Source organism: Micromonospora sp. WMMD737, from assembly GCF_049179055.1.
Lineage (GTDB): Bacteria > Actinomycetota > Actinomycetes > Mycobacteriales > Micromonosporaceae > Micromonospora > Micromonospora reichwaldensis.
On record NZ_JBMHMH010000001.1, the window covers coordinates 2,454,676 to 2,472,574 of the forward strand.

General features: G+C 72.5%; 10 protein-coding genes. 7 read left to right on the top strand and 3 right to left on the bottom strand.

Going from position 1 to position 17,899, the window contains the following annotated elements; translation table 11 throughout:
- The first annotated feature begins 78 nt into the window (after positions 1-78).
- Both ACN27A_RS09695 and ACN27A_RS09700 read left to right on the top strand, forming a co-directional pair.
- Entirely contained in the window at positions 79-483 is a 405-nt protein-coding gene (locus ACN27A_RS09695) for a thioesterase family protein (protein ID WP_151457646.1), read from the top strand.
- Positions 480-1,307 carry an MBL fold metallo-hydrolase gene (locus ACN27A_RS09700; protein ID WP_421451659.1) on the top strand — a complete coding sequence of 276 codons (828 nt, stop codon included), beginning with the start codon at positions 480-482 and terminating at the stop codon, positions 1,305-1,307. The genes ACN27A_RS09695 and ACN27A_RS09700 overlap by 4 nt, the downstream gene beginning before the upstream one ends.
- A gap of 117 nt (positions 1,308-1,424) precedes the next feature.
- Here the strand turns inward: ACN27A_RS09700 and ACN27A_RS09705 are convergent, their stop codons facing one another.
- Positions 1,425-2,360 carry a PfkB family carbohydrate kinase gene (locus ACN27A_RS09705; RefSeq protein ID WP_421451662.1) on the bottom strand — a complete coding sequence of 312 codons (936 nt, stop codon included), beginning with the start codon at positions 2,358-2,360 and terminating at the stop codon, positions 1,425-1,427.
- A gap of 65 nt (positions 2,361-2,425) precedes the next feature.
- On the opposite strand from ACN27A_RS09705, the gene ACN27A_RS09710 reads away from it, so the two are divergent.
- Both ACN27A_RS09710 and ACN27A_RS09715 read left to right on the top strand, forming a co-directional pair.
- Positions 2,426-2,800: a nuclear transport factor 2 family protein gene (locus ACN27A_RS09710; RefSeq protein WP_421451664.1), complete on the top strand. Its 375-nt coding sequence runs from the start codon at positions 2,426-2,428 to the stop codon at positions 2,798-2,800.
- A 276-nt stretch (positions 2,801-3,076) separates the two neighbouring features.
- Complete coding sequence (locus ACN27A_RS09715) at positions 3,077-4,195, top strand: lytic polysaccharide monooxygenase (protein WP_421451666.1); 1,119 nt, start codon at positions 3,077-3,079, stop codon at positions 4,193-4,195.
- 159 nt (positions 4,196-4,354) lie between these two features.
- Here ACN27A_RS09715 and asnB read toward each other — a convergent pair whose 3' ends face one another.
- A complete protein-coding gene (gene asnB, locus ACN27A_RS09720) occupies positions 4,355-6,316 on the bottom strand; it encodes an asparagine synthase (glutamine-hydrolyzing) (RefSeq protein WP_421451669.1) in 1,962 nt (653 codons plus the stop codon).
- 274 nt (positions 6,317-6,590) lie between these two features.
- Between asnB and ACN27A_RS09725 the strand changes: the two genes are divergently transcribed.
- The 3 genes from ACN27A_RS09725 (at position 6,591) to ACN27A_RS09735 (ending at position 12,090) form a co-directional block, all read left to right on the top strand.
- Positions 6,591-8,072, top strand: a complete 1,482-nt coding sequence (locus ACN27A_RS09725; RefSeq protein WP_421451671.1) for an aminopeptidase P family protein — start codon at positions 6,591-6,593, stop codon at positions 8,070-8,072.
- A gap of 359 nt (positions 8,073-8,431) precedes the next feature.
- Complete coding sequence (locus ACN27A_RS09730; protein ID WP_421451674.1) at positions 8,432-10,039, top strand: right-handed parallel beta-helix repeat-containing protein; 1,608 nt, start codon at positions 8,432-8,434, stop codon at positions 10,037-10,039.
- Positions 10,040-10,428: 389 nt separating this feature from the next.
- Positions 10,429-12,090 carry a right-handed parallel beta-helix repeat-containing protein gene (locus ACN27A_RS09735; protein ID WP_421451676.1) on the top strand — a complete coding sequence of 554 codons (1,662 nt, stop codon included), beginning with the start codon at positions 10,429-10,431 and terminating at the stop codon, positions 12,088-12,090.
- 97 nt (positions 12,091-12,187) lie between these two features.
- On the opposite strand, the gene pulA is transcribed toward ACN27A_RS09735, so the two are convergent.
- Complete coding sequence (gene pulA / locus ACN27A_RS09740) at positions 12,188-17,680, bottom strand: pullulanase-type alpha-1,6-glucosidase (RefSeq protein WP_421451678.1); 5,493 nt, start codon at positions 17,678-17,680, stop codon at positions 12,188-12,190.
- Positions 17,681-17,899 lie beyond the last annotated feature (219 nt).

The window sequence follows — 17,899 nt, forward strand, 5'->3', positions numbered from 1 at the left end:
CCAGGGGCGGTGTGCGCCGGCGGGGTCGACCGACGCGCACGCGCCGCCGCCCGCCGCCGCCTCGTCTAGGCTTTGGCCATGCAGGAGCAGCCGGAGCCCGCGCTGACCCCGGGCCTCACCGCCCGGGTGGAGTTGACCGTCGCCGACACCGACACCGCCCAGGCGGTCGGCTCCGGGGACGTGCCCGTCCTGGGCACGCCCCGGGTGCTCGCCCTCGCCGAGGCCGCCACGGTGGCGGCCACCGCCGCCCGGATGCCCGGCGGGTCGACCACCGTCGGCACCCGGGTCGAGCTCGACCACCGGGCAGCCACCCCGGTGGGGCGCACGGTGGTGGCGCAGGCCCGGCTGACCGCGGTCGAGGGGCGGCGGTTGTACTTCGAGGTCAGCGTCAGCGACGGCGACGAGACGGTCGCCGAGGGTCGGGTGGAGCGGGTGCTTGTCGACCGGCAGCGCTTCGTGGAACGCGCCGCGCGGTCGTCGTGACCGCCCGCTTCGCGCGCATCGCCGACGGGGTGCACGTGCTGCGCGAGCCGCTGCTGCACGTCAACGTCACGCTCGTCGTCGGCGACGGGGCCGCCCTGCTGGTCGACACGCTCTCCACCGCCGGGCAGGCCGCCGAGCTGGCCGCCGCCGCCCGGGCGGTCACCCCCCATCCGTGGACGCTGGTGAACACCCACCACCACTTCGACCACTGCTTCGGCAACGCGACCCTCGCCACCGACCCACCCCGCCCGGTGTACGCCCACGAGCTGGCCGCCGAGGCGATGCGCGAGCCGGACCGGCTGCGCCGGGAGGCGTACGCGGAACTGCGCGACGCGCACCCCGCGCTGGCCGCCGAGGTGGCCGGCACGGAGCTGCTGGCGCCGACGCACACCGTGCACGGCGAAACCGTGCTCGACGTGGGCGGCCGGCGGGTGGTGCTGCGCCACCCCGGTCGCGGGCACACCGCCGGTGACCTGGTGGTGCACGTGCCCGACGTCGACGTGCTGGTCGCCGGGGACCTGGTGGAGCAGAGCGGCCCGCCGGCCTTCGAGGAGTCGTACCCCCTGCAGTGGCCCGACACGGTGGCGGAGCTGCTGCGGACGACGACCCCGGCCACGGTGGTCGTGCCGGGGCACGGCGAGCCGGTCGACGCGGCGTTCGTGCGCGCGCAGCACGCCCAGCTCGTCGAGCTGGCCTGGCTCATCCGCGCCGGGCACACCGGCGGCGCACCGCCGGAGCGCGTCGCCGCCGAGGCGCCCTTCGGCGCCCGTCCCGCCCTGCACGCCGCCCGCCGCGGCTACGCCGAACTCGACGGCACCGCCTGACGGCGACCGCCTTGCGTCACCTGCGGCTGCTCTCCGTGGTCGACGGCTGGCCGGCGCCCCAGAGCCTGGCGCCGGCCCTCGACCGGTCCGTCCGGGCCCTGCGGCCCGCACGCCGGCCTAGCGGGTGAAGCGGGCGTCGACCTGCGCGCGGGTGGGCATGGCGGTCGCGCCGCCGGGTGACTCGCAGACCAGGCCGGCGACCCGCAGCGCGAACGCCACCCGCTCGTGCCAGCCCGCCGGGTCGGCGGGCTCGCCGCCGGCCAGCAACTCCGCGACGAGCGCGCCCATCACCGAGTCGCCCGCGCCGGTGGCGTCCACCGCGGCGACCTTCGGCGCGGGTACGCGTACCGGATCGGCGCCGGCGGCGGCGACCACCGCGCCGGCGGCGCCGAGGGTGACCACCACGGTGCCCGCGCCGAGTTCCCGCAGGTACGCCGCCACGCCCTCCTCGGGTTCGCCCGGGTAGAGCAGCTTCGCGTCGGCGGCGCTCAGCTTGACCAGGTGGGCGCCGGCGGCGAACTCGGCCACGACCTCGCGCAGCCCGGCCAGCGCGGCCGGCCCGTCGAGCAGCCGGGGCCGGACGTTGGGGTCGAAGACCCGCAGTCCGGACGCCAGCGCCCAGGCCCGGCGCGCGGCGGCCAGCGCCGGCGGCTGGAGCAGCACGATCGACCCGCAGTAGAGGACGTCGGCGCCCGCCACCAGGTCGGCGTCGAGGTCGTCGGGGCCGAGCAGTCCGTAGGAGGGTGGCTCGCCGTAGAACCGGAAGTCGGGCTCCGGGCCGGCGAAGGTGGCCACCGCCAGCGCGGTCGGGGCGGCGACGGTGACCGTCCCGGCCAGGCCGACGCCCGCGCCGGTCAGGAAGTCGCGGATCCGCCCTGCCAGGACGTCGTCGCCGAGCGACCCGACGAACTGCACCGCGCCGCCGAGCCGGGCGACGGCGACCGCCACGTTCAGCGGCCCACCGCCGACGGCCTGCCGGTAGACCGGCTCGCCGTCGCGCTCGGTGTCGAGCAGGTCGACCAGTGCCTCGCCGAGCACCACCGCGTAACCCATTGGTGTCCTCCGTCCACGCCGCGCGCCGACCGATCTTGTCGCACCAGGCTGGCACAGTACGCGCCATGACGAGCGCCGAAGCCACCGTATCGGCCTACTGGACGGCCCTGGAGGCTCGGGACTGGCACGCCGTCGCCGGGCTGCTCGCCGACGACGTGGTCTACCACCTGCCGCAGACCCGCGAGCGGATCGTGGGCCGGGAGTCGTTCCTGCGCTTCAACCAGGAGTACCCCGACGGCTGGCACCTCACGGTGGTCCGGGTGGTCGCCTCGGGCCGGCGCGCCGCCACCTGGATCAGCTGCGCCCACCGGGGCGAGGAGCTTGCGGCCACGAGCTTCTTCGACCTCGACGACGCCGGTCTCGTCCGCGAGGTCACCGAGTTCTGGCCGGCGGCCTACGAGCCGCCGCCCGGCCGCGAGCACCTCACCGACCGTTACTGACACATCGAGCAACGGCTATTGCGTCTCGTCGCCGTGCCGTGGTGGGATGGCGCTTGCCGGGCGGTGCGGGGGCTGCCGCGCCGCCGGCGCCGGGTTCACATCCACGCGAGGGCACCGGCCCGCGAGTCGGGCCGCCGACGGCGCACGTACGCCGGCCATCCGCGCCGGGGCACGTCCGCCGCGACCGTCTTGCCCGCGTCGCAGCGGGGCGGCCGGTGCTGCCACCCCGCGCGTTGCCCGTGGGACTCCCCCGTCCCACGAGTGAGGAGAACCCCCGTGTCCCACCGATCGCGTATGGCCGCGTTGCTCACCGCGGCCGCGACCCTTCTCGCGGGCGCCGTCGTCCTGACGGCGGGGCCCGATCCCGCCGCCGCGCACGGCACCCCGATGGCCCCCGGCAGCCGCACCTTCCTCTGCTGGAAGGACGGCCTCTCGTCCACCGGCGAGATCAAGCCGAACAACCCGGCGTGCTCCGCCGCCGTGGCGCAGAGCGGGGCCAACTCGCTCTACAACTGGTTCAGCGTGCTGCGCTCCGACGCCGCCGGCCGGACCGTCGGCTTCATCCCGGACGGCAAGCTGTGCAGCGGCGGCAACCCGGGCTTCGCCGGCTACGACCTGGCCCGCACCGACTGGCCGCTGACCCACCTGACGGCCGGGGCCCGGATGGAGTTCCGCTACAGCAACTGGGCCCACCACCCGGGCACGTTCTACTTCTACGTCACGAAGGACAGCTGGAGCCCGAACCGGCCGCTGGCCTGGAGCGACCTGGAGGAGCCGTTCCTGACGGTGACCAACCCGCCGCAACGCGGCTCGAGCGGCACCAACGACGGGCACTACTACTTCAGCGGCAACCTGCCCACCAACAAGAGCGGCCGGCACCTCATCTACTCGCGCTGGGTGCGCTCCGACAGCCAGGAGAACTTCTTCGGCTGCTCGGACGTCACCTTCGACGGCGGCAACGGCGAGGTCACCGGCGTCGGCCCGGGCGGCACGCCGCCGCCCAACCCGACCACTCCCCCGCCCAACCCGACGACCCCGCCGCCCAACCCGACCACGCCGCCGCCGAACCCGACCGCGCCGCCGCCGCACGGCGGGGACTGCATGCCGGTCTTCAAGGTGGTCGGCACCTGGAACGGCGGCTTCCAGGGCGAGGTCACGATCATGAACCACAGCTCGTCGACCTGGTCGGGCTGGACGGCCAACTGGACATGGCCCAGCGGGCAGACCATCAACAGCCTGTGGAGCGGCACGCTGAGCACATCCGGCTCGTCGGTCACCGTGACCAACGCGCCCTACAACGGCACGATAGCCCCGGAGGGCACCACGACCTTCGGGTTCGTCGCCACCACCAACGGCACCAACACCCTGCCCACGGTCACCTGCTCCGGCCGCTGAGACCCCGACCCCGCGCCCAGGTTCGACCCTGAAGTGATCAAGAGGTTTGCGTCCCCGGGAACCAGTCCGGGGACGCAAACCTCTTGATCGACGGCGTGGCCGCCGGCCAGGCGCGTGTGGCCGCCGGCCAGGCGCGGGGCCCGGGTTGCGGTGGCCGGGTCAGCGGACCATGGAGCCGACCACGGGCTTGGTGAGCAGGGCGGACTGGTTGCGCTGGATGCCCGGGTCGAGGGTCTTGGCGACGAAGATGGCGTGCCAGATGCAGAAGATGAGCACCGTCCACACCTTGCGGGAGTGGTCGGCCTCCTCCCGCTTGTGCTCCTCCAGCAGCCGCATCGCGTACGACAGGTCGAGCAGGTCACCGGCGCCCGAGGTGGACAGCACGTGCCGGGCCCACTCGTACATCTCGCCGCGCAGCCAGACCCGGGTGGGGGTCGGGAAGCCGAGCTTCTTGCGGTTGACGATGGCCGGCGGCACCACGCCCTGCAACGCCTGGCGCATCGCGTACTTGGTGGCCTCGGAGCGGGGCGGGAGCTTGAGGTCCACCGGGATGCGCGACGCCACGTCGAAGACCGCCCGGTCCAGGAAGGGCACCCGCACCTCCAGCGAGTGCGCCATCGAGATCCGGTCGGCCTTGACCAGGATGTCGCCGCGCAGCCAGGTGTAGAGGTCGACGTACTGCATCTTGGTGACGTCGTCGAGCTCGGTGCACTCGGCGTAGATCGGCGCGGTGACGTCGGTGTAGCGGACCGAGGGGTCGTAGCGGCGCAGCAGGTGCTGCTTCTCCTCCTCGGTGAACATCCGGGCGTTGCCGTAGTAGCGCTGCTCGATCGGGGTGGTGCCGCGCTCCAGGAAGCTCTTGCCCTTCACGCCCTGCGGGATGGCCTTGGAGACCGCCCGCAGTCCCTTCTGCACCCCGTCGGGCAGCCCGTTGACCGAGCTCAACGACAGCGGCTCGCGGTAGATGGTGTAGCCGCCGAAGAACTCGTCGGCGCCCTCGCCGGAGAGCACCACGGTGACGTGCTCGGCGGCCTTCTTCGCCACGAAGTAGAGGGGCACCAGGGCCGGGTCGGCCACCGGGTCGTCCAGGTGCCAGACGATCTTCGGCAGCGCCTCGATCATGTCGTACGGCCCGATCTTGGTCGGGATGGTCGTCACGTCGAGGTGGCGGGCCGAGTCCTGGGCGACGTCGATCTCCGAGTAGCCCGGGACGTCGTAGCCGACGGTGAAGGTCAGGATGTTCGGGTTGAACTCGCGGGCCAGGGCGACCACCGCGGTCGAGTCGATGCCGCTGGAGAGGAACGAGCCGACCGGCACGTCGGAGCGCATGTGCATCCGGACGCTCTCCCGCAGCGTCTCCCGGATCTCGTGGTAGAGCCGCTGCTCGTCGTCGACCGGGGTGGGCCGGAACACCGGCCGGTACCACCGGCGCACGTCGATCCGCCCGCCCGGGGTCCAGGTCAGGTACTCACCCGAGCCGATCCGGCTGATGCCCTTGTGCAGGGTGCCGGGCTCGGGCACGTACTGCAGGGTCAGGTAGTGGCTGAGGTTGGCCGTGTCGATGCCGGCGTCGCCCTGGTAGTTGGAGTGCGCGAAGGGCAGCAGCGCCTTCTTCTCCGAGGCCAGGTAGAGGCCGTCGGCGGTCTCCAGGTAGTGCAGCGGCTTGATGCCGAAGTAGTCCCGGCCGCCGAACGCGCGGCGCTCCTGCCGGTCCCAGATGACGAAGGCGAACATGCCGCGCAGGCGGGTGAGCACCTGCTCGCCCCAGTAGTGGTAGCCGGCGACGATCACCTCTCCGTCACCGGCGGTGGCGAACTGCGCGCCGAAGCTCCGGATCAGCTCCTCGCGCAGCTCGATGTAGTTGTAGATCTCGCCGTTGAAGGTGAGCAGGTAGCGCCCGTTCGCGTAGGACAGGGGCTCTTGGCTGGAGGCCACGTCGATGATCGCCAGCCGCTTGTGCGCGAACACGCCGTCCGCGTACCGGCCGGAGGCGTCGCCGACCACCTCGACACCGGTCTCGTCCGGTCCGCGGTGGTGCAGGCATTCCAACGCCCCGGCGATGTTGTCGCGGTGGGCGGCGGCGTCGCCGCGCGCGCTGAAGAAGGCCAGGAGTCCGCACATGGTCGCCATCTTTCCACGCGGCCCGAGCGGGCGTCGCGGCACCGCTGGGCTCCACGCCCCGAGGCCGCCCGGCCCGCGCGTTCCGGGTCGCCAGGAGCCGGATCGCGCATGCGGGACGCTGTCGAGCTGATGTCGTGAACGATTCGGGCAACCGCCCGATGTCGCAAACGACTCAGCTCGACAGCGCCGTGCGACGTACTCGCCCACCACCCGCGACCGGACAACAGCACCGCGCGGTACGGTCTGACCTGCAAGAATGCGGAAGGAGCGGGACATGACCGAGGAACGCGTCGACAACCGGCCGGCGGACGGCACCGAGTCGCACGACCCGGACTTCCCGGAGGCGTTCCTGGCGTTCATGCGGCAGGGCTGGCGGGACACCACCCTGGCGGTCGGCCCGCGGCCCGAGGCGCCCCACCACGCCAGGCGACGGGCCGCGCTCTCGGCGGCCTTCCCGGGCGAGACCCTGGTGATCCCCACCGGCGGCGAGAAGGTACGTGCCAACGACACCGACCATCCCTTCCGGCCGGGCAGCGACTTCGCCTACCTGACCGGCGACCACGACCCGGACGGGGTGCTCGTGCTGCGGCCGAACGGGTCGGGCCACGACGCCACCCTCTACATGCGGCCCCGGTCGTCGCGGCTGACCGACGAGTTCTTCCGCAGCCGGCACGGCGAGCTGTGGGTGGGGCGGCGGCACACCCTGGCCGAGAAGTCGGCCGAGCTGGGCCTGCCCACGGCGGACCTGACCGAGCTGGACGCGACGCTGGCCGACCTGGCGCCGGGACGTACCCGGGTGCTGCGCGGCTTCGACGCACGGGTGGACACGGCCGTGCGCCCGTACGACGGCCACCGCGCCGAGGGCCAGCCGGCCCGCGACCGGGAGCTGGCGATCGCCGTCGCGGAGCTGAAGCTGGTCAAGGACGAGTGGGAGATCGCCCAGCTCCAGGACGCGGTCGACGCCACCGTCCGGGGATTCGAGGACGTGGCCCGGGCGCTGCCGGCGGACCGGGGCGTGTCGGAGCGGCTGCTGGAGGGGATCTTCGCGCTGCGCGCCCGGCACGACGGCAACGACGTCGGCTACGGCTCGATCGTCGGCGCGGGCGAGCACGCCACGATCCTGCACTGGGTGCACAACCACGGCGCCACCCGGCCGGGCGAGCTGCTGCTGATGGACATGGGCGTGGAGAACCGCAACCTCTACACCGCCGACGTCACGCGGGTGCTGCCGGTCGACGGCCGGTTCAGCCCGCTCCAGCGCCAGGTCTACGACGCCGTGTACGCCGCGCAGCAGGCCGGCATCGACGCCATCCGCCCCGGGGTGGCGTTCCGGGAGGTCCACCTGGCGTCGATGCGGGTGCTCGCCCAGGCGCTGTCCGACCTGGGTCTGCTGCCGGTGGGCGTCGACGAGGCCATGGACGGACGGTCGACGGTCTACCGGCGCTGGACGCTGCACGGCACCAGCCACATGCTCGGCATCGACGTGCACGACTGCGCGAACGCCCGCAAGGAGAAGTACCGGGACGGCACGCTGGGCGAGGGCTACGTGCTCACCGTCGAGCCCGGGCTCTACTTCCAGCCGGAGGACGAGCTGGTTCCCGAGGAACTGCGCGGGATCGGCATCCGGATCGAGGACGACATCCTGGTCACGGCGACCGGCGCGGTGAACCTCTCCGCCGGGCTGCCGCGCGCCGCCGACGAGGTGGAGACCTGGCTCGCCGAGCAGCGCGAGGCGGGTCCGCGCCTGCCGGGCTGACCGCGCCCCGCATCCTCGCCGCAGCCCGGCGCGACCCCCGTCGCGACCGGCTGTCCGCCGTCCGCCACCCGGCGGAGCCGTTGTCGCCGCGGAACTGCCGGCGGGATCCGCCCGCGTACCGCCCGGAAAGCGCAGATCCCTGCGGGTGTTTGGGCTGCCCAGGTGGCTTCCCTGCCCGGTAGCGGCCCGCTGCGGAGCGACAGCCAGCCTGAGGCGAATGTGCGGATTACTCGGATAACGCACCATCGCGAGAATCGTTCTCATACGGTGTTCCACAGAGGGTGCAAACCCATTTGTGGCTGATCGCGCCTCTTGCGTGGTGCGGTCCCCGTGAGAGCAGGAAAGGGCGGAAGGCTCTGATGTCCGATGACGTAACGAGACCTGACGGTGGCCCGCCCGTGGGCACACCGATGCGAGGGCGGCGCAAACTCTGGCTGGCTGCCGGGGTGGCCGGACTGACCGGCGTCGTCGGCCTGGCGGCGCTGGGCGGCCTGGCCGCCCGCGACGACAAGTCCGGCGACTCCGAGCGACTCTCCGACGCCCAGGCGTCGGCCCCGAAGCAGAACGTCAGCGACGCCGGCAGGGCCGACGACGATGCTCGCAGGGCCGACGACGAGGCCGGCAAGGCCGACGACCAGGCCGGCGGCAATCCCGCCGCCGAGGGCGGGAACGCCTGGTCGGGTGGCGACTGGAGCGGCGACAAGGACCGCGGGCACGACGGTCGGGTAACGGAGGTGCCCTGCGACACCGACAAACTGATCCAGGCGATCGTCCACGCCAACCGGACCGACGGCGCGACGCTGAAGCTAGCCAGGCACTGCACGTACGAGCTGACGCGCAGCGAGTACGGCAACGGCCTGCCCGTGATCAAGGAGTCGATCGTCCTCAAGGGCGAGGGCACCGCGATCGTCAGGGCGGCCGAGGCCGAGCGCTTCCGGATCCTGAACGTCGGCAGCGGCGGTCACCTGGCGCTGAAGGACGTGACCGTCAAGGGCGGGCAGACCGTCGCCGCGAAGACCGTCCCGGCACCGGTCAGCTCGTTCGGGCGCGCGGAGGTTGCGAAGGCCACGGCGGTCACGACGGCCGCGCCCGCCGACGCCGACGGGGCGGGCATCCTGGTCCAGCGGGGCGGTCGTGCCGACCTGGAGTACAGCAGGATCGTGCGGAACCACGCCGGCTGGAACGGCGGCGGCATCGCCAACTTCGGCACCACCAACCTGCGCCACACCACGGTCGAGGAGAACAGCGCCAGCGGCTTCGGCGGCGGCATCTTCAACGTCGGGGTGCTGCGGGTCGAGGAGTCCAAGGTGTCGAAGAACAGCGCCCGGCTGGGCGGTGGCGGCATCGCCAACGGCACGACCCCGAACGGTACGACGGTGGGCGGCGGCACCGTCTGGGTGTGGAAGAGCACCATCAGCCACAACCGGACCTCGTCCATCGGCGGTGGCGTCTTCGACAACAGGGGCGACATCGTGCTCACGCAGAGCGAGATCACGGACAACACCGCCGGCACGGACGCGGGCGGACTGGTCACCTTCAGCGACGGCAGGCTGTCCCTGGAGAAGGTCGTGGTCGCCAGGAACCACGCGGACGGAGAGGCCGGCGGCGTCGGTGTCGGCGGAGGCAGCAACGCCGTGATCGAGCACAGCGTGATCAAGGAGAACGTCGCCGCAGGCGGGGGCGGCGGAGGTCTGTACAACGACGAGGGCAACGTCACCCTGCGCGACAGCGAGGTGCTGGGCAACCAGGCGGTCGGCGAGTACGGGGTGGGCGGCGGCATCCTGAACGACTTCGGCCGGACGAAGCTGATCAGCACGAAGGTGGTCCACAACGTCGCCACCGCGCCGCCGGGTGGCATCTTCACCAACAACGACGGCGTCCTGATCGACCGGAAGTCCGCAGTGAAGGACAACCGGCCGACGAACTGCAAGGGCAGCACGGTCATCCCGGACCGCTGCTTCGCCTGAACATCCGAGAGCGACACCACATAGAGAGAGGGCTCCTCCACGAGCCGCCCCGGCGGCCGGAGGAGCCCTCTCACCTTCCGGCCCTCTCGCGGCCGCTCTTCCCGGCCCCCTCGTGGCCGCTCTTCCGCCGAACGGGCTGTTCCGCGCCGAGAACACCCGTTCTCCTGCGGACTCCCCTACCGGCGTCGCTGCGGTGGATGGGCCGGCACGGGCCGTCCGCACCGGGCAGGGGCAACCCGGACCTAATGCGGGGTTCTTTCGTATATGCCCGCGAGGCGAGGAAGATTCTCATATTGTCTGGTTCGGGAGCTACAACCGATTTGTAGCAGGGGACGTTCGCCTGTGGCGCTGCGACCCTGTCTGGTACGAGGAGAGGGCAGAGAGCTCCGATGTCCAACTACCTAACGAACAACGACTCCGAGCAGTCGGCGGCGCCCAAGCGCCGCCGCAAGCTCTGGCTCGCCAGTGGTGTGGCCGGGTTGACCGGCGTGGTCAGCCTCGCCGCCGTGGGCGTGGCCACCGGCGCCGGCGCGGTAGGTGCGGACGGCCTGAAGTGGGCCACCGCCCAGGTCAGCATGGACGGCGACCAGGACGCGGACCGCGGGAAGGAAGGCCGCGAGGGCGAGGAGGGCCGCGAAGGCGGCGAAGGCCGGGACCGGGACCACAAGGACCGGGACCACAAGGAGCGCGGGAAGGAGGTGCCCTGCAACTCCGACAAGCTGATCCAGGCGATCGTGTACGCCAACGCCAACCACGGCGGCGTGTTCGAGCTGGCCAAGGACTGCACGTACACCTTGACCCGGCACGACTACTACGGCAACGGCCTGCCGGTGATCGAGCAGCCCATCACGCTCAAGGGCCACGACACCAAGATCGTGCGGGACGCCACCGCCGAGCAGTTCCGCATCTTCAACGTCGGCAGCGGTGGCCACCTCACCCTCAAGGGCCTGACCATCAAGAACGGCCAGACCCTCGAGCGGAGGCTGGCGGAGCCGGTCTCGGCGGAGGCGGTGTGGTCGCGGTACTCGAACTCGGTCGAGGCCACCGAGGCGGCCAAGGCCGGCAAGCCGTACCTGCCGCTGCTCCAGGCCGAGCCGAAGGGTGCCGCTGCGGCGAAGGCTGCTGCGGCGAAGGCCGCGGCGGCCAAGGCCGGCGCCGGCGTGCTGGAGGAGCCGGAGGCCAACGACGGCGGCGGCATCCTGGTGCAGCCGGGCGGCTCCGTCGACATCGAGAAGAGCCACATCGTCGAGAACCAGGCCGGCGGCAGCGGCGGTGGCATCGCCAACTTCGGCAAGGCCAGCCTGCGCCACACCACGGTCGCCGACAACACCGCCTTCTTCTTCGGCGGCGGCATCCTGAACGCCGGGGTGCTCAAGGTCGAGGAGTCGCACGTCAAGTACAACAAGGCCGGGATCGGCGGCGGCGGCATCGCCAACGGCGCCCCGGGCATCTTCCGCGACGACGTCGACGGCGGGACCGTCTGGATCGACAAGACCGACATCAGCAACAACCACACGATCGGCTTCGGCGGTGGCCTGCTCGACATCGAGGGCAACACCACCATCAAGTACTCCAGGATCCTCGACAACACCGCGCTGATCGCGGGCGGCGGCATCGCCGCGGCGGACGACAGCCAACTCCACCTGCACAAGGTGACGATCGCCAAGAACACCACCGCCGGTGTCGGCGGCGGCCTGGCCCTGGCCTTCGGCGCCCACGTCACGGCGGAGAAGACCGAGGTCAAGGAGAACTTCGCCGCCTTCTTCGGCGGCGGCGTGTTCAACCTCGCCAGCGAGGTCACGTTCCGCGACAGCGAGATCGTCGGGAACCAGGCCGTCGGGCCGATCGGCATCGGCGGCGGCATCTTCAACGTCTTCGGCCGGGTCAACCTGCACGACACGAAGGTGGCGGACAACGTCTCCAGGTTCCGGCCGGGCGGGGTGTTCAACTTCGGCGGCGAGGTGAACGTGGACGACAAGTCCGCGATCAAGGGCAACAAGCCGACGAACTGCCTGGGCAGCCCCTCCCCCGTGGAGAACTGCTTCGGCTGATCGCCCTCGGCTGACGGGCGGCCCTCCGGCCGCTCGGGACACCGAACAGGACCGGCCCCCTTCCGCGACGCGGAAGGGGGCCGGTCCACGTCGCGGGCTACTGCTGCACGAAGACCGCCACGCTGCGGGCCGGCACGGTGAACGTGCCGCTGGCCCGGTCGAAGGAGGCCGTCCGCAGCGACTCGTCCGCCGAGGCCCGCAGCACCGGGTGCAGCGTGACGTCCGCCCCGCGCAGTCCGGTCAGCCGCTGCGTCGCCGTCTCCGGCGTGGCGTTGAAGACCACCGTGACCGACTTCCACCGCCCGTCGAGGCCCCGGCCGTCGAGCGTCATCGTGAGCACGCCGGGGGCCTCCCCCGCGCCGGAGAGCGGGAAGGCGACCCGCTTCTGCACCTGCTCCGCCGTGGTCAGCCCGAAGACCGGCGAGGAGGCCCGGATCCTCAGCAGCTCGGCGTAGCGGGCGTCGGCCAGGTCGATCGCCGCGCAGTCCGGCACCAGCGCCGGCTCGGCCAGCAGCGGCTTGGCGTACGGCCACTTGTCCCGGTTGTCCTGTTCGGGCGGCAGGCCGGCGCCGAACCCGTTGCCCTGGGCGCAGTCCCAGCGGATCTGGTTGAACCAGTCCCCCGAGTTGTACGAGTTGCGGTCCAGCGACTTCGAGCGCAGCCGCTCGGTGCCCGTGGTGACGAATCCGGGCCCCTGCCCCATCACCACCGTGCCCAGCGCCAGCACCTGCATCCGGGCCCGGTCCGCCGCCGAGGTGCCCTGCGGCAGCTTGTACGCCAGCGCGTCGTACAGGATCTCGTTGTCGTGCGCGTCGACGTAGGTGACCGCCTCCCCCGGCGCGGCGGTGTAGCCGGCGGGCGAGCCGTTGTAGTCGACCTGCGCGCCGGTCACCTGCCGGCCCGACGAGTCGGTGAAGCGGTATCCGCGCAGGTTGCCGGTGAGCCCCACCTTGATCAGGTCGTGCTGGCGCAGCAGCCGGGCCCGCTGCTCGGCCGTGGACCCGTTGACGTCGTCGCCGTTGGGATCGGTGAACAGGCCGGAGGCGAAGCCCTGCACCCGCGGGTTGGCGTCGAACGGCCCGCCGCCGCGTACGGCGTCGCGCAGCCGGTCGTTGAACGTGCCGATCCCGGTGCCGGCCATGTTGGCCTGGGTGGCCTGCGTGAACCGGGCGTCGTCGGCGACCTCGCCGAAGTTCCAGCCCTCGCCGTAGAGCAGGATCTTCTTCCCGTCCACGCCGTCGCGGCCGACGGTCAGCTCGTCGAGCGCCTTGCGCACGGCCAGGATGTTCGCCTTCGGGTGGTGGCCCATCAGGTCGAACCGGAAGCCGTCCACCTTGTACGCCCGGGCCCAGGTGACCAGCGAGTCCACGACGAGCTTGCCCATCATGGCGTGCTCGGGGGCGGTGTTGGCGCAGCAGGTCGAGTTGGCGACGGCGCCGTCGTCCAGCAACCGGTGGTAGTAGCCGGGCACGATCTGGTCGAGCACCGACTTGGGGTCGGCGCCCGCCGCCGAGGTGTGGTTGTAGACGACGTCCATCACCACGCGCAGCCCGGCGCCGTTGACGCCGGCCACCATCCGCCGGAACTCGGTGGTGCGCTTCGCCCCGGCCGGGTCGACGGCGTAGCCGCCCTCCGGCACGGTGTAGTGCAGCGGGTCGTACCCCCAGTTGTAGCCGTCGGTGTCCGCCACGGCCGCGACGCACTTCTGCTGCTGCTCGGAGTCCGGCGGCAGCGCGGCCAGGTCGCAGGCCGGCTGCCGCTGGTCGGCGCGGCGCTCGGGGATCGTGGCGAAGTCGAACGCGGGCAGCAGGTGCAGGTGGGTCACCCCGGCGTCGCCGAGCGCCTTCAGGTACGTCATGCCGGCGGTGCCCGGGTCGGTGAAGGCGAGGTACGTGCCCCGCCGCTCGGCCGGCACGGTGCCGTCGGCGATGGAGAAGTCCCGCACCGACAGCTCGGAGATCTGCACCTTGGTCGACGGCACCGCCGCCGGCTTGCGCAGCGACGCCCACCCGGCCGGCGCGAGCGCCGGGTCGGCGAGGTCCACGATCTGGCTGTGCGTGGAGTCCGGCGCCAGCGCCAGCGAGTACGGGTCGGTCACGGCGGCGTCGACCACCTTCTGCGTCGCCGGCTGCCACGCCTGGACCTGGTACCGGTAGTACCTGCCGGTCCAGTCGCGGGCGCCACGCACGGACCAGACGCCGGTGCGGTCGTCGCGGCGCATCGCGACGGTCCGCGGCGTCGCGGTCGGCGAGTCGAAGAGCTGGAGCGAGACCGTGCGGGCGGTGGGCGCCCAGAGGGCCAGCGTCGGCACCCCGCCGGCGAACGTCGGCCCGAGCCGCGCGTCGGTGGCCCGGGCGTAGACGTCGTCGAGCACGCCGGGGATCTGCACGCCGGTCGCGGCGAGCAGGGCGCCCGCCGCGTCCCGCTCGGTCACCAGGAGCTGCCCGCGCAGGGCCGCCGGGACCTTCGCCAGGTCCCGCCGGTCGAGCGCGAAGGCGCCGTGCGCCCACAGGTGCGGGAAGTCCGCGCGCTGGGCCTCGGTGAGCCCGTTGCGCTGGGCGGTCAACGGCAGCGTGCGGTACGTCCCGACCAGCTCGCCGTCAGCGACGGTGACCCCGCCGGCCGGGGCGGCGACCAGGGCGTACGTCCTGCCGTCGGTGGGTCCGGCCTGCCAGGCGACGGTCGAGCGGTCGATCCAGTGCGCCTTCTGCTTCGTGATGTCGACGTCCGGGCTGGCGGCGGACGCGGTGGACGGCAGCAGCCGGCCGGGCGTGCCGGCGAGCAGCCACACCTCGCGTCCGGCGTCGGCGAAGTCGAGCCGCTGGTCGGTCGGCAGGTCCTTCTCGTCGCCGCGGTGGACGATGTAGCTCAGCCCGGTCGCCCCGGCGGCCAGCGGCACCCGGAAGACCGCGCCGAAGGCGTCGATCCGGGCCGGGGCGAGCGGGGTGGCCCAGTCCGTCGGGTTGGCGGCGCCGTCCCACAGGTGCAGGCCCCAGCCGTCGTAGTTGCCGTCGGCGCGGCGGTAGTGGATGAGGGCGGTGCCGTCCTCGACCGGCGGGTCGGGTTCGCCGGTGGCGGCCTGCCGGCTCGGGTAGGTTGCCGGGTCGCCCTGCTTGACCCAGACCTCGCCGGCCTTCGTCACGTCGATCGTCCGATCCTGTTCCACGTCCTTCTTCCCGGACTTGTCGACCACGACGAAGCCGACCGACTTCGCGCCCGGCTTGAGCTTCACCCAGGCGAACCGGCCGTAGGAGTCCTCGCCGGCGAACGGCTGCCCCTCGGGCCACTCGGTCGCGTACGCGGGGTCGATGTCGCCCCAGGCGTACAGGCCCCAGTCGTCGTAGCCGCCGGCCGGGCGCTGGTAGTGCACGACGGCCCAGTCGCGCGAGGCGGACTGCGCCGGGGTGCCCACGGTCGCGGTGGACCGGGCGGTCGCGGTGCGGCCCTTCCCGTCGCGGACGACCGCCTTGTACTCGATCTTCGTGCCGCCGGCCAGCCCGGTCAGGTCGTGGTGCACCGTGTACGGGGCCGTCTCGGCGCTGCCCAGCAGCGTCCACCTGCCGCCGGCGACCCGGGCGGCGACGGTGACGGTGGCCAGCGGGTCGCCGGTGACCTGCGCGGTGACGGCGGCCTTCGTGGCGACGGGCGCGCCGGGCGCCGGGGCGGTGATCGTGATCTTCGGCGCGGCGTCGGGCGACGCGATCGGCGTGCCGGCGCGGTGCACCACGGCCGACAGCGGCGGCACGGTCAGCGTGAGCTTGCCGTCCGCGCCGGCGACCGGGGCGGCCGACGCGCCGTACACGCCGGTGAAGGTGGCGCCGGCCGACCAGGTGTCCACGGTGACAGTCTGCGCGGTCGCGGCGTTGTTCACCGCCACGACGTACTCGGTGCGCTGCTTCGGGTCGATCCGGGAGAACGCGAAGACGCCGGGGCCGTCGGCGGCGTACCGGCCGACCTGCACGCCGTCGCGCAGCGCCGGGTGCGCCTGGCGCAGCGCCCCCAGCTCCGCGATGGCCCGGTAGAGCGGGTGGGCGCGGTCGAACTGGTCGCTGGCGTGGGTGCGGTCGGTGCCGATCAGGTCGTCGTCGAGGTAGTCGGGGGTCTTCGAGGCGAACATGTCCTGCCGGGCGTCCTTGTCGCCGCCCGGCCCCGTGAAGCCCTGCTCGTCGCCGGAGTAGACGACCGGCTGGCCACGGGTGAGGAACATCAGCTCGTGGGCGAGCCGGTCGCGGCGCAGGTGGGTGGCCGGGTCGGTGCCGCCGCCGGCGATGAACGAGCCGATCCGGCCCATGTCGTGGTTGCCGAGGAAGGTGGTCTGCCGGCGCGCGTCGGTGTCCCGCGCGCGGTAGAGGTCGTCGCGGGCGTACACGTCGGCGAGCGCCTTCGCGGAGCCGTCGCCGGCGGTGTAGCCGCGCGCCGCCTCCTGGAAGGCGAAGTCGAGGGTGGCCGGCAGGCCGCCGCGCCGCACGTACGTCGAGGTGATCTCCGGGTCGGCGCTGTAGACCTCGCCGAACATGAAGAATTCCTTCTTGCCGGCGCGCGCGGCGGCGCGCTCGACGCCCTGGCTGAACTGCGGCCAGAAGTCGAGGTTGGCGTGCTTCACCGTGTCCAGCCGGAAGCCGTCGACGCCGGTGGACGCCACCCAGTCGGAGTAGACCTTGGTCAGGCCGCGCACCACCTCGGGGCGCTCGGTCCACAGGTCGTCGAGGCCGAAGAAGTCGCCGTACTCGCTGTTCTCCCCGGCGAAGGTGGAGTCGCCCCGGTTGTGGTACATGGTCGGGTCGTTCAGCCACGCCGGGACCTTGACCTTCGCGTCGGCCGGGGTCTCGAACGTCGGGGTGTACGGGAACGAGGTGCTGTCCACCTTCGGGAAGCCCCGGCTGCCGTCGGCGTAGTTGCGATCCTCGAAGGGGCGCCCCTGCGCGTCGGTGTACGGCGACGTCGCCTTGTCCACGTAGGTGTACTTGTCCTCGGCGTACTTGATGACGTCGGCGGTGTGGTTGACGATGACGTCGAGGTAGACCTTGATCCCCCGCTTGTGGGCGAGCGCGACCAGCCGCTTCAGGTCCTCGTTGGTGCCGAAGTGCGGATCGACCTGGGTGAAGTCGGTGATCCAGTAGCCGTGGTAGCCGGCGGAGGCGTCGGCCCCGGTGCCCTGCACCGGGCGGTTCTTGAAGACGGGCGCGAGCCAGATGGCCGTGGTGCCGAGGCCCTCGATGTAGTCGAGCCGGTCCATGACGCCCTTGAGGTCGCCGCCGTGGTAGAAGCCCTTGTCCTTCGGGTCGAGGCCGGTGGCGAGCCGGCCGCCGGTGAGGCCGCCGGCGTCGTTGCGCCGGTCGCCGTTGGCGAACCGGTCCGGCAGGACGAAGTAGAACTGCTCGGCGCGGGCCTGGCCGCTTCCGGCGGCGAGCAGCGCCTCCGCCGAGGGTTCGGTGCGCCACTGCGCGGCGCCGGTGGTGACCAGCGGGCCGGTGTCGTCGGGGGCGTCGGATCCCAGCTGGCGCACGGCCAGCGGGGTGCCGACGAGGGTGAGGGTGAGCAGGGAGACGAGGGCGAGCAGGGCCTTGCGCGGTATCGGCGGGGGTTTCATCGACGCCTTCCTCTGGTCGCTGGCTGGCCCGCACGCTAGCTCTTGCCGAAACATTCTGCAATACCTTGCAAACGAAGTCGTAACACGACAGCCCTCTTGCAAGGATGGCCCTCCGCGGCGACCCTGTGCCCGGGGATCAGTCGTCGGCGAGCACCCTGAACACCAGCCGGTCCGGCGGCGCCGCCACGGCGGCCCGCACGTACGCCCGCGTCTGCTCGG